Annotated in this window: 12 protein-coding genes; 8 read left to right on the top strand and 4 right to left on the bottom strand. The window is 46.7% G+C overall.

Annotated features, from left to right (window positions below; genetic code table 11):
* The first annotated feature begins 294 nt into the window (after positions 1 to 294).
* The 6 genes from MMG03_RS14345 (at position 295) to MMG03_RS14320 (ending at position 6,462) form a co-directional block, all read left to right on the top strand.
* Positions 295 to 1,485, top strand: coding sequence for an RHS repeat domain-containing protein (locus MMG03_RS14345; RefSeq protein WP_249506592.1), 1,191 nt, complete (start codon positions 295 to 297; stop codon positions 1,483 to 1,485).
* Between the two features lie 2 nt (positions 1,486 to 1,487).
* Positions 1,488 to 1,847, top strand: a complete 360-nt coding sequence (locus tag MMG03_RS14340) for a hypothetical protein (protein ID WP_249506591.1) — start codon at positions 1,488 to 1,490, stop codon at positions 1,845 to 1,847.
* Between the two features lie 497 nt (positions 1,848 to 2,344).
* Positions 2,345 to 4,213 (top strand): secretin and TonB N-terminal domain-containing protein, encoded by a 1,869-nt coding sequence (locus MMG03_RS14335; protein WP_249506590.1) that lies wholly within the window; start codon positions 2,345 to 2,347, stop codon positions 4,211 to 4,213.
* Positions 4,213 to 5,424, top strand: coding sequence for a PilN domain-containing protein (locus MMG03_RS16225; protein WP_249506589.1), 1,212 nt, complete (start codon positions 4,213 to 4,215; stop codon positions 5,422 to 5,424). Before MMG03_RS14335 ends, MMG03_RS16225 begins: the two co-directional genes overlap by 1 nt.
* Positions 5,421 to 5,957: a hypothetical protein gene (locus MMG03_RS14325; RefSeq protein WP_249506588.1), complete on the top strand. Its 537-nt coding sequence runs from the start codon at positions 5,421 to 5,423 to the stop codon at positions 5,955 to 5,957. Before MMG03_RS16225 ends, MMG03_RS14325 begins: the two co-directional genes overlap by 4 nt.
* Positions 5,950 to 6,462, top strand: a complete 513-nt coding sequence (locus MMG03_RS14320) for a hypothetical protein (RefSeq protein WP_249506587.1) — start codon at positions 5,950 to 5,952, stop codon at positions 6,460 to 6,462. Before MMG03_RS14325 ends, MMG03_RS14320 begins: the two co-directional genes overlap by 8 nt.
* 60 nt (positions 6,463 to 6,522) lie before the next feature.
* Here MMG03_RS14320 and MMG03_RS14315 read toward each other — a convergent pair whose 3' ends face one another.
* Positions 6,523 to 6,675: a hypothetical protein gene (locus MMG03_RS14315; RefSeq protein ID WP_158535537.1), complete on the bottom strand. Its 153-nt coding sequence runs from the start codon at positions 6,673 to 6,675 to the stop codon at positions 6,523 to 6,525.
* 52 nt (positions 6,676 to 6,727) lie between these two features.
* Here MMG03_RS14315 and MMG03_RS14310 point away from each other — a divergent pair, with 52 nt between their 5' ends.
* Both MMG03_RS14310 and MMG03_RS14305 read left to right on the top strand, forming a co-directional pair.
* Positions 6,728 to 6,883: an IS3 family transposase gene (locus MMG03_RS14310; RefSeq protein WP_088665644.1), complete on the top strand. Its 156-nt coding sequence runs from the start codon at positions 6,728 to 6,730 to the stop codon at positions 6,881 to 6,883.
* A 407-nt stretch (positions 6,884 to 7,290) separates the two neighbouring features.
* On the top strand, positions 7,291 to 8,382 hold the full coding sequence (locus MMG03_RS14305; protein WP_158535536.1) for an FISUMP domain-containing protein: 1,092 nt from the start codon (positions 7,291 to 7,293) through the stop codon (positions 8,380 to 8,382).
* A gap of 81 nt (positions 8,383 to 8,463) precedes the next feature.
* Here the strand turns inward: MMG03_RS14305 and MMG03_RS16220 are convergent, their stop codons facing one another.
* The 3 genes from MMG03_RS16220 to glgB all read right to left on the bottom strand — a co-directional run bounded on the left by MMG03_RS16220 (position 8,464) and on the right by glgB (position 11,698).
* Complete coding sequence (locus MMG03_RS16220; RefSeq protein ID WP_073161507.1) at positions 8,464 to 9,078, bottom strand: prepilin-type N-terminal cleavage/methylation domain-containing protein; 615 nt, start codon at positions 9,076 to 9,078, stop codon at positions 8,464 to 8,466.
* A gap of 53 nt (positions 9,079 to 9,131) precedes the next feature.
* Entirely contained in the window at positions 9,132 to 9,278 is a 147-nt protein-coding gene (locus MMG03_RS14295) for a hypothetical protein (protein ID WP_249506586.1), read from the bottom strand.
* 203 nt (positions 9,279 to 9,481) lie between these two features.
* Positions 9,482 to 11,698 carry a 1,4-alpha-glucan branching protein GlgB gene (gene glgB, locus MMG03_RS14290; RefSeq protein WP_073237892.1) on the bottom strand — a complete coding sequence of 739 codons (2,217 nt, stop codon included), beginning with the start codon at positions 11,696 to 11,698 and terminating at the stop codon, positions 9,482 to 9,484.
* Positions 11,699 to 11,777 lie beyond the last annotated feature (79 nt).

Genomic DNA, 11,777 nt, shown 5'->3' with positions numbered 1-11,777 from the left:
CGAACAACAAGATAAAGCTACTGATACGGACTGCCTATGGCTTCAGGAACATGAACAACATGCTGTCGCTGATAATGTTGAGCTGTTCCTATGTAGATGTAAAGATAGCCTACGAATGGGAATCGGAATCGAGAGAATCATCTAGCAAGGCTGCCTAAATGCTTCCACACATGTTGATGATGCCTCTTAAAAATTGAGGCAAGAGAGTTCTTTGATGAAAAACAATCATGCTTTGATTAGTTTTGCTTTGTATCGTACTTCAAGTCCCTGAAAATTTCCTATGATTGGAGGGGTATGCCTGTTGAATTTGTACATGACGTGAGCGACGCGAAGGACGCCTACAAGCTCGTGATGGCCTACGACGGCTCCGGCCGCCGCGTTTCAAAGACAAGGTTCCGCAAGGCCTGCATTTCCGACAAGTCCGCTGACGCAAACTCCTCCGACGGCGTGTATGCTGCCGACTGGGAACGCGAACTTGTAACCCACTACACAGGCATCGGCACCGAGGTCCGCGAAAGTTTCCACAACGGCACTCCCAGCGAAACAAAGGTCGTGGTGAACATGCCCAATGGCCTCGGCCGTTACATGCCCGAGGACGCCTCGGCACCAGTAGTGCCATCGACGACTCTCGACGAAAATGGAAAGCCGACCGACTGGAGCGTATTCAATCCTAAATTCGAATGGTACCTCAAGAACCACCTTGGTTCCACCATGCTGGTGTACGGCACCCAGAGTACCTCAAACGCAGACGTTGCTGACCTCGGTGAAGTGAAGAAAGCTTATGACTACCGCTCCTTCGGCGAACAGATTGATCTGATCGCTGACGCAGGCGACAAGGTGACCGAGAACTTCACAGGAAAAGAAAAAGACGACGAGACCGAGCTGAACTACTTCGGCGCAAGATATCTCGACCCCATGCTCGGATTGTGGGTGAGTGTGGACCCCAAGAGACAATTCGCAAGCCCGTATCTGTACGTGGGGAATGGGATGAATCCGATAAATGGCGTGGATCCGGATGGGAATGCTGTTTATATTCAGAAAAATGGAAATAGTATTAATGTAATAGTTCCGGTAACATTTATGGGACCGGAAGCTAACGCGGAAAATATCACAACAGTTATCAATGAGGTTCAAAATAAGTTTACAGGGCGTTTCGGACAATATAACGTTAGTACGCAGGTTGTTTTAAGTAAAGATAATTCTAGTTATGGTGTAAATAATATTGTTTTTCTTGCCAAAGGAGTTGAATCTAAGGTTATTTCTATTCCTGGTCAAACGCAGGGAGCGCTAATTAACGTGAATAGTTTGCGAAATAAACTGCATGAATTTGGTCATTTACTTGACTTTGACGATGCCTATATTCACGATCCCGAAAATACTGCCAAACGTATGGATGTTTTCCCTTCCCAAATAGAACAAATGTGGAAATCAGGTCCAACAAATCCCAGCAATTTGTATGAATACAATATTATAGATGAGGAATAAAAATGAAAAAGTATTTCTTTGTTTTTATGCTAGTGATTTTATTTAAGCCTGTTCAAGCAGAAAGTCTGGAAGGAAAGAAAATATTTAGAAATGAGTACATGGAAATTCATATCCCGCAATTTTTTCGCATAGATTCAGTATTTCACTTTGATATGGGGACCGTGTATCATCTTTTTGATAAAAAAAACAATGATATGATGTGGTTTTACAACGGACAAAGTCATTATAATCAATCATTTGCCGTTGATACATTGACAAGGAATTTTGTTGTAAATAATAAAATTGACACTATTGTGAACATTGATGGACAATCTTACAGAAAAAAAAATTATTGTTTTGATTGCGAAAGGTCGGGAACATAAACGTTTTCCTTTAATTGTAGAATTTGTTTATAATCCTAAATTTGCCGATATACCAGAACTTGATACGATAATTTCGTCTGCTAGAGCTATTTATAACAATAATTAATTGTACTTTCGTGAAAACAAAAAAATTGTTGTGTAAACTTGATGGAACAGACAAATGGAACATTCTGTTTTCCAATACGACTCAACTAAAGTTGATGAAGAATTATGCAAAAAAAATAAGATAACGTATATTGTCTTTCGCAAATTCTTCTAAGGGAGGGGTAAAATAATGGTAAAGCGGTTCACTTTTTCACGGGCTCCCGTAGTCGGCTCCTTTTTACATAAAAAGAACTTTAAAATGGGGCTTGTTTTTTCTAAATTTGCCTTCGAAATCTCCATAGGGGAGTATTTCGGGGGTTATTTTGAAATTCTCTACCGGTTTTAGACTTTTTTTAGTCGTTTTTTGCTTTGTTTGCGTTTCTGTTTTTGCGCAGCCCTCTAATGGAGCGCAGGTGAATGTTTTGCCGCCATTGCCTATTGCAGATTCCCTTGTTATCAAGAATCTGAATGTCAAGAATACTGAAATTCGTGACTTGTTGCAGGGTATGGCTGTTCAGTATGGCCTGAACTTGTTCCTGGCTCCCGAAGTCAAGGGACCTGTAACGGTAAACTTCAATAATCAGCCTTTGAAGGATGCTCTTCGCGTTCTTCTGCAGGGTAATGGTTATGAGTATGTTCTGGATGGTAGCGTCATCCGTGTGCAGAAGCCTGTGGTCAAGGCTCCGGAACCGCCCAAGGCTCCAGAGAAGAGGTTTGTTGTTGAGTGGTCTAACGACTCCTTGACGATTGATGTGGAAGATGCGCCGCTGGATAAGATCATCCGAAAGATTGTGGAAGTGACCGGTCGAAACATCTTCCTTGAGCACGGCAATTCCAAGTCGATTTCGTTCTTTGTGCAAAACTTGCCTTTTGAAAAGGCGGTGAGCCATTTGGCTGAATCCGTAAACTTGAATTACGAAGAGGTGGACGGCATTGTCTCCATCAAGAAGGCTTCCTGGAATCTTGGGGCGAAGAATGCCGAAAGCAGCAACAAGTACAAGGTTCGCCTTGTCAACGATACTTTGCTGAATATCGAGGCCGACGATGCGCCGCTGGCATCTTTGCTGAGCGAAATTCTTTCACAGACAAAGTTGAACGCCATGGTCTATGGAAAGCTGGATGGCCAGGTGACAGCCCATATTTCCGGTATTTCCGTTCGTGAAACGCTCAAGTACTTGTTCCGTGGCACCGCATATACTTTTTGGGAACGTAACGGTGTTTATTTTATCGGCCCCCACGAAATGCAGACCGCCGACAACTCCCTGCTTATCAAGCTTAAGCACCTTAAGGCAGAGGATGTGATCAAGCTGTTGCCCAGCACCCTTACAAAGGGTACCCAGATTCAGGTGGTCAAGTCACAGAATGCCTTGATGGCTGCTGGTAGCTACGATGTGCTGGATGCTATTTCACAGTATGTAGAAAAGATGGATTTGCCGGTGGCCCAGATTTTGATTGAGGTCCTGGTGGTGGATATGGATATCGAGAAGGGACATAATCATGGTTTAAATCTTCTCTTTGGCAAGGCGTCTAAAAACATGGGCTCGGAAACTCTGTTCCCGAATATCGACCAAACATTGAATGCGAAACAGACGCAAAGTGTTGTGAATGGAATCGGGTTAGGCGACGTGATTCATGTTCCGAAGGATATGGTTACAAAAATCAGTGCCATGGAGCAGGAAAAGATTTTGGATGTTAAGGCCCGTTCACAGATTGCTACGCTGAATGGTGAAACTGCGGTGCTTACCATTGGTCAGACTCAGTACTACATGATGTCTTCTGAGGTGGATTACAACCAGGGGGATGCGGTTACCTCCAAGACTACCCAGCGTTTTGAACAGATCGAGGCCAATTCCAACATTACGGTGACTCCTTACGTGACTGGTGAAGGCGAAATCACTTGTGAAATTGTTCCTGACTTTTCTGAGCCGGAAGGCAGCTTTAGCAGTGATGTGCCGCCAACATTGAACAAACGTTATGTAAAGTCTTCAGTGCGTTTGCGCGATGGCGAAACCATTGTGCTTGGCGGCATGGTAAAGGAAAGCGTGAGCGATGTCCATAGGCAGGTGCCGCTCCTGGGTTCCATTCCTGTGATTGGCTGGCTTTTCAAAAATGTTGAACGTGTGAAAAGCAAAAGCCAACTGTTGATTTTCGTGACTCCCCATATTTACTATGGCGCAGAAGGTAGTGTTGATGTTGCCGACGAAATTGCCCGATCTAAGATGCCGATGGTTAGCGAAAAAAAAGTTGAGGCTAAAGTTCGTGAGCTAAAAAAGGGTAAATAGTGGCAAATGCTTTCCGCACAGCCCTGAGCGTTTCTACAGGTAGGTACTGGTGGGTACTTATCGTTAGAAATTGTGTGGGTGGTGGAACCGCCAAGATTCTTCGAGTACTTCGTGGCTGCGGTAATGGCCATAGTTACGTAGACTTGTCTCTTGATGGAACGTTGGAAGAATGCCGGCGTTTTCAGGTGCAGAATGGCGGCTCTGCAGATGGTGTTCTGCTTGTAGATGATGCTACGCCTGCTAAGATGGTGCAGATTGGCGACGAGGAATTCAAGAAGGAAAACTTTGAGTACGTGAATTCCATTGACGGTGATTTTGCCGTTGTCGCCTTGCGCAGGTCCTTTGAGGACTTGGCCGAAGAAGTGGGGAAGGTGGAATTCAAAATTCTGGCCCACTTGCCGCAGGTGTTCTTTGAGATAGAAATGCTCCGCCAGAAGGACTTTTCTGGGAATAAGATCTTTACCAATAGTTCCGATGGTGTTTCTAGGTGTTGGTTTTTTGTGGATGGAGAACCTTACGCTGCTTACAAGGTCGCCGAGGATTGCCGAGGCGCCGACCTTGTCAAGTTTATCAAGGAACGTTATTTCCTGGATTCTGTGGAAGTGGAGGAAATTCCTCTGGAGAATGAAGCCTTGGCTAGGGCAGTTGCCGAAGACTCTTGGTTGTTTAGAACGGATCATTTGCCGGTGTTCTCCACTTTGCCTGATAGTGCTGCCGTGGCACGAATTCGCGAAGCGGCCATGTTCCGCAGGGCATTCAAGGCTTGTGTTGGTATATTGCTTGCTACTTTGTTGGTGACGTTTGCGTTCTGGGGTGGTGTTTCTTGGTATGCCGCAGAATCTGAAACCCAGATTGCCGCCTTCGAAAAGAATATCGAATCCCGAAAGGAATTGGAACGTGTCTGGAAGAAGTTGGAGGCCGACAAGGCCGGAACAGAAAAGTTCCTGAGCCATCGTAGTCGCGTGGCGACCTCCTTGTCTATAATCGCGGCCGATCTCCCTGCGAATTCCTGGATTAGCCATTGGGCGGTTCGTGGGAGCCACCTTTCGCTGCAGGGGTATTCTGCTTCTTCCGAAGAGGTTTCAAAGTTCCTGTTGACTTTGGAATCTGAAAAGAAGTTGGTGAATGTACGTTTGCGTACCACAGAAAAGACCACGTTTAAGCGTAAACCGGTTGTAAAATTTGACTTGGGTCTGGAGGTTGTTCCATGAACGAATTTCTAGCACGCTACAAGTACACCTTGCTTACGGCCACATCGGTGCTGGTGCTTCTTTTTGTAGTGGGATACTTCTTGTTCCCAAAAATGAAAAAGGCTAGCGAAATTCTGGTGGCTGTCCGTTCCGAAATAGGGGAGTCTAGCCTGCTTGAAAATAACACTGTTTCTCCGGATTCGCTTATTGCAAGTTACAAGAAGATTTCTGCAGACTTAGATTCCTATGTCAATGTGTCAGTTTCGGCATCAAAGATTTTGACGTTTATTTTGGATGCGTCCAAGGAAAATGGTGTTGCCTTGCAGGATCTTTCGACGGGCGAAGTCGTAAATCGTGGGGAAAACCTTGAATATCCTGTGAGATTCAAGGCTAATTCCAGTTTCCCGCAGTTCCATCGCTTTTTGACTGCTTTGGAAAATAGTACATACTGCGTGAAGGTGGAAAATGTTGACATGACCTCTGGCAGCGCCTCGGTTAATTTGTCTGTTCTGTCAAAGTCTTCTGCAGTGGACAAGGCGGGTCGTGATGAATAAGTTCCTTGTACTTCTCGTGACGACAACGGTCTTGGTCTGGGGCGTTTTTCTGTTCAAAATGTCCGACAAGGTGGATTCCCAGAAGTCCAGTGAAATGTCTATGTGGGAAGAGCTTTCGGGCAAGTCTGCGCAGGATATTGAAACTCGTCTAGATTTCAAGAACTTACTTTCTCGTTTGATTCCTCAGGATATGCCTGCCGATTCTCTGCGTGATCCGTTTAAACAGCCTGTAAGTATTTTGCCGCCTCCGCCAAAGCCTCGTGTGGTAAAGGTTGCTGAACCAGTGGCTGCTCCGGTAACTGTTGCCGCTCCTCCGCCTCCCAAACCTCCTTCCATCACTCTGGATGCGATTTTGCCTGGAGACAATCCGGTGGCCATCATCAAGTTCCGTGGCGAATCCGCAGTTGTCAGCGTAGGCCAGGAAATCTGGAATGTGGTGGTGCAGTCCATTGAATCCAACCGCGTCGTATTGCAGTACGCTGGCGGAACCTTCGAAATACGATAAAAATTTAAGGTCGCGCCTTCATCGGTGTGGCCTTTTAAAATTACAAGAAAGTCTTTGGGGTTACAGAGTCTTTATTTCCTCAGGGGAGAGACCTGTTTGTTGGGCAATGACTTCTAAAGAAATTCCTGCATCGCGGAAGTCCTTGGCAAGTTCCTTGTTCTTGGCTTCGGCACCTTTCTTTTCGCGGATGTTGAGTTTCTGTTCCAGAGACATATAAGCCTTCCTTGCGATGGGATCCTTGCGGTACTTTTCAACCAGTTCGTGATTGGAGCAAGTTCACCACAGGACATACGCAGATATTGACGAGGTCAGGGAGGATTTGTTCAAGTATATCGAGCTGTTCTACAATCGCAAGCGTTTGCACCGCAGCCTGGGGTACATGAGCCCGGTTGCCTACCGTTTGCAAAAACTTAGCGCATAACCTTTAACAAACAATACGAAAAAAAAAGCGTATATTTATTCCATCAGCTAATGAATATGGTTTATGAGAAACCCTCTATTAAAAAATCAACAAGTCCAATCGGAAACTAGCGGCGTGTCCGTGTCCGAAACATCCAACCTTCTCTCCGTCCATAGCATTGCTGGACACCCCGCTGTTTACCGCCATCTGAAGACGGCGGGCAAGGCAGACGCCAAGCAGCAGAAACAGAACGAATTTTAAAACCCGTAGTAACCTCATATAAAACAAGAGCATTCCATGTTGTAATATGGGATGCTTCTTTTTTATAAAAAATTTTTGTACTTTTAAGGGGTGTGGCTTTTTATAGGTTTCTTGCAGAAAGGAGATTTTTTATGATAAATCATCTTTTAAAGTTTTCAATTTCTTCAATGGCATTATTTTCTCTTTGGGGATGCCATTCCACGAATTCGGAGTACATCAACACGGGAATGTGTAGGGGCGAAGAATATGATGTCGATGAACAGGACTGTGTCGCCGGCTCCCTTGTTGATGCTTGTAATGACAAGAATCTTTATTCCATTATCCATTCCAAGGATGTGGCCTATGCCTGCCGAGGAGATAGTTCCTGGACTGAGGCCAGTAAAAACGAGGTCTATTTTGAACGGGGCTGCGACAAGGGTAACGAAAATGCAACTCTTGAATACGGTTACAGCACTATGGTTTGCATTCAGGATACCTCCCATACTTGGAAGTGGGTGGTAGATAGCGAAGTAGAGGCGTCTCGTCTTAAATCGTCGAGTAGTTCAAGTGACAAGAATACGACTGCCAAATCATCGACTTCAAGCAGCAAGCCGAAATCAAGTTCGTCTGCGGAAGTGCATCGTGTCGAAGGTACTGTAAAGTATGATGGATATACATACAAGACTGTAGGTATCGGCACTCAGATGTGGATGGCTGAAAATCTTCGTGCAACAACTGGAATTGATTCTAGCTGGTGCTTTAACGATGAACCTGAAAACTGTGAAACCTATGGCCGTTTGTATACATGGGCAACGGCAATGGGGATTGATGAGAAGTATCAGACGCAATCTGCGCTGAAGGATGGTGTTATTAGTGATACGAGCTACAATCGTGGAATTTGCCCCAAGGGTTGGCATATTCCTTCCGATGCAGAATGGCAAACTTTGTTCGACTTTGTAGATGCCAGCAACGGTGTTGCTACAGCAGGCCAAAGCCTTTGCGATCCTAATGGTGCTTGGAAGGGGTATGACGATTATCCTATGACAGATGACTATGGGTTCTCGGCAATTCCTGGCGGAAAGTATCATTATGCCATTGAGGGCAACAACAATGTTGGTTGGAAGGATTTGGGTGCTAGTATGCATGTTTGGAGTGCGACAGAAAGCGCCGATACCGCATCGACCAATGTCTATACACGTTACATTCAGCCGAAGGAAATTGACCGTAATGATTTCCCCAAGAAGCGTCGTCGCTACGTTCGCTGCGTGAAGGATGAATAAAGTAATTAAATAAATTAGTAAAAAAAAGAGGCGTCTTGATTTTCAAGACGTCTCTTTTTTGTAAAGTGTTTTGGGCGTGACTTAGTCTTCTAGAGGGATGTATTTGAAGGTAACCTTCTTTTTCTGGTTTCCCCAGGCTTCTCCATCTTTGGGAACGTCCCCGGCGGCAACAGGCCTACCTCTATAAGTATACATATAGACGATGGGATCTTTACCTGCGCTAGTTGTGGGGAACGTGACAATATTGAAGTGTCCGCTATTTTCTACAATGAGGACCATCATGTCTAATTGCTTCTTTCTCAGCGAGTTACTTTGATAAACGGCTGCAACGTTGCCGTCGGAATAGGATGTCTTGCTCCCTAATTCGATGTAGTTGCTGCCTGCATTTGCTTTAATTGCTTCAACGACAAGTTTATGAAGTTGAGCTTTGTCGCTGTTTTGGTTTGCTATAGCCCAGGAAATTCTCATGCGCATGACACGTTCGTCGTTGCTTATGGTTTTGTCAAATGCTTGTTGAAAACCATCGTCAAGGGTTGCGTGAACGACTGCGGTATTGACGGCGCTCAATGATTGAATATCAACAGCGATTTTGGCATTTTCGATCTGACCGAAAATCTTTGGCACTCCCACGGCGGCAAGGATTCCCATAACAACTACAACCACCATAATTTCAATTAGAGTAAAACCTTTCTTCATATTGACTCCTTGATTCAATGGAAAAATATGAATTTTCAGGGAAAACTGCAAGGCTATGAGAAAATTCTGTGCATGAACTGATGGCAGGTGTCGTAGACGTCCCTGTCATTTAGCTTTATGAGGCCCATGAAATAGGTATGGATGCTGGCGTTGACGATGCCCAGGAATGTGTAGGCGTAGCGTTCGTGGCGGCCTTTCATGTTGCCGTGATCCTTGCTTGCGGCAAGGAAATGTTTGGCCAGCGTGGTCCACTGTTAGTGTAGGTCAGGAAATCTGGAATGTGGTGGTGGAACTTTTGAGATCAGGTGAATTTTTATTTCATAAAGAAAAGACCTCACATGCGTGAGGTCTTTTTAAATGCTTGGATCCTTCGTGCCTACGGCGCTCAGGATGACGATTGCAATTACTTTTCCAGCTTGAAGAATACGGCGCCCAGGGGCGGGACCTGTACGTTCATGCTCTGTGCGCGATTCTGCCAAGGAATCTGTTCGGTCCAGACTTCGCCCATGTTGCCCACGTTGGAGCCGCCATAGATACTAGCGTCGGTGTTGAAGATTTCCTTCCACTTGCCGGCGGTAGGTGCACCCAGGCGGTAGTCGTTGCGGACCACCGGGGTGAAGTTGAATACGCAGAGGATTTCGTTGCCGTGGTCATCCTTACGGACGAAGCTGACGATGGAGTTGTCGGCGTCGTCGCACCAGATCCATTCGAAACCGGTATGGTAATGGTCGATTTCCCAGAACGGTGCGTTTTCCTTATAGACGTGGTTCAAGTCCTTCATCATGGCGAGAATCTTGCCGTGGCTATCCCAGCTGACAAGGTGCCAGTCCAGGGAGCGCTTTTCGCACCATTCACGGAACTGACCGAATTCGTTGCCCATGAAGTTCAGCTTCTTGCCCGGATGTGCGTACTGGAAGGCGTAAGTCAAACGGAGGTTTGCAAACTTCTGCCAGTTGTCGCCAGGCATCTTGCCCAGCATGGAGCCCTTGCCGTGAACAACTTCGTCGTGGCTGAATACCTGGATGAAGTTTTCGGAGTAGGCGTACACCATGCTGAAGGTGAGGCTATTATGGTGATACTTACGATGGATGGGTTCGTGCTGGATGTAGGAGAGGAAGTCGTTCATCCAACCCATGTTCCACTTGTAGTGGAAGCCCAGGCCGCCCTGTTCAGGAGGACGGGTGATGCTGGGGAAGCTGGTGGATTCTTCGGCAATGAGAATGGCATGGGGAGTCAAGCGGCCCATGATGCTATTCAGGTGCTTCAGGAATTCAAGAGTATCGTAGTTGATGTTTCCGCCGTCCTTGTTGGGAACCCATTCGCCGGGGCCCTTACCGTAGTCAAGGTACAGCATACTTGCAACGGCGTCTACGCGGAGGCCGTCGCAGTGGAATTCCTTGAGCCAGTACATTGCGTTTGCAATGAGGAAGTTCTTGACTTCGTTGCGGCCAAGGTTGAAAATGTAGGTGCCCCAGTGGGGGTGTTCGCCCTGGCGGGGGTCAGCGTGTTCATAGCAGGCGGTACCGTCGAAGCGGCCCAGTGCATGAGCGTCCTTGGGGAAGTGGGCGGGGACCCAGTCGATAATCACGCCGATTTCGTTCTGGTGGCAAAGGTCCACGAACTTACGGAACTGGTCGGGAGTACCGTAGCGGCTGGTGGGGGAGTAGTAACCGGTGACCTGGTAACCCCAGGATTCATCCAGCGGGTGTTCTGCCAGGGGCAGGAATTCCACATGGGTGTAGCCCATTTCCTTCAGGTAAGGAATGAGGGTTTCTGCCAGTTCTTCCCAATTCAAGAAACGGTCCGGATCTGCGGGGTCGCGACGCCAGGAACCGGCGTGGACTTCGTAAACGTTCATGGGGCTACCAAAGACCTTGGTAGCGTAATGGGTGTACATGTACAGGTCGTCGCCCCATTCGTAACCATCCAGATGGGTGGTAATGGAAGCGGTTGCCGGACGCACTTCGGAAAGCTTTGCCAGAGGGTCTACCTTCACGTGGATGTTGCCGTCGGCACCATGGATTTCGAAACGGTACAGTTCGCCTTCGCCCAAGTTCGGGATGAAGATTTCCCAAATGCCGGATCCGCCAAGCATGCGCATCTGGTGGCGGCGGCCATCCCAACTGTTGAAGTTGCCAATGACGGAAACGGCGCGGGCATTGGGAGCCCACACAGCAAAATGGATGCCCTTGAAGCCCTGATGTTCAACAATATTGGCACCCAGCTTACGATACAGTTCGTAATGGGTTCCGCTGGCAATCAGGTGGCGGTCAAAGTCAGACAGCACAGGGAGGAATGCGTAAGGGTCGGTAAGGGTATATTCAATACCGTCGCCCTGACGGATAATCAGGTTGTAGAAGAACGGTTCGTAATCCTTGTCGAGGACTGCTTCGAAGAAACCGGTATCGCCCAGCTTTACAAAATCAAACTCGAACTCGCCGTCGCAGGATTCGCCACGGATGTAGCTGGCCTGGGGCTGGTAAGTGCGGATAACAGTCTTAACACCCTTATCGGTATTCAGCGGATGGATACCGAGGATCGAGAACGGATCTTTGGTACCGAAATTCCAAATAGCCTGCATATCATCGGAAGTGAGGCTAGTAAACTGATTCCAATCCATACAAATACTCCATATTTTTGAGAGAAATATAACTTAAACTTTCTTTACAATGAGATTACGGTTTAAATATTTTAAAAAA

Source organism: Fibrobacter sp. HC4 (assembly GCF_023373925.1).
Classification (GTDB): domain Bacteria; phylum Fibrobacterota; class Fibrobacteria; order Fibrobacterales; family Fibrobacteraceae; genus Fibrobacter.
Note: the sequence above shows the minus strand (reverse complement) of the source record. Positions and strands in the feature narration are given on the sequence as shown.